General features: G+C 45.2%; 1 tRNA gene and 1 rRNA gene. Both read left to right on the top strand.

Going from position 1 to position 573, the window contains the following annotated elements:
• Window positions 1-73: ribosomal RNA gene (locus ACJ8HT_RS24170) — 16S ribosomal RNA — on the top strand; the annotation flags it as partial.
• A gap of 140 nt (window positions 74-213) precedes the next feature.
• Window positions 214-289: transfer RNA gene (locus tag ACJ8HT_RS24165), tRNA-Glu, on the top strand.
• Window positions 290-573: the final 284 nt, after the last annotated feature.

The raw sequence follows: 573 nt of genomic DNA, 5'->3' as shown, positions 1-573 counted from the left end.
TTTGTGATTCATGACTGGGGTGAAGTCGTAACAAGGTAACCGTAGGGGAACCTGCGGTTGGATCACCTCCTTACCTAAAGATATTGATTCGAGTGGCGTGCTCACACAGATTGTCTGATGAAAAAGTAACGAGCAAAGCGCTACCTGTTGATGCCATGAGTTATTCATGCTGATACGAACCGATTAAGTTATTCAGTTTAATCGGATTTTCGTGTCCCCATCGTCTAGAGGCCTAGGACACTGCCCTTTCACGGCTGTAACAGGGGTTCGAATCCCCTTGGGGACGCCATTCCGATAATGAGTGAAAGACATTATCACCGGTCACGACAGGCCGAAAAAATCTTAAAGATGACTTGCGAGTCATGTTTAAGATATTGCTCTTTAACAATCTGGAACAAGCTGAAAATTGAAACATGACGGCTGAAATTTATCCCTCCGTAGATGTATTGGGATGAAGAGTAACCTGTCATAGAGTCTCTCAAATGTTTGCAGCACGAACGATGGAAACATCTTCGGGTTGTGAGGTTAAGTGACTAAGCGTACACGGTGGATGCCTAGGCAGTCAGAGGCGAT

The organism is Serratia sp. CY44782, from assembly GCF_052168715.1.
Classification (GTDB): Bacteria; Pseudomonadota; Gammaproteobacteria; order Enterobacterales; family Enterobacteriaceae; genus Serratia; species Serratia nevei.
The sequence above is the reverse complement of the archived record's forward strand: the minus strand, read 5'-3'. Positions and strand labels throughout refer to the sequence as shown.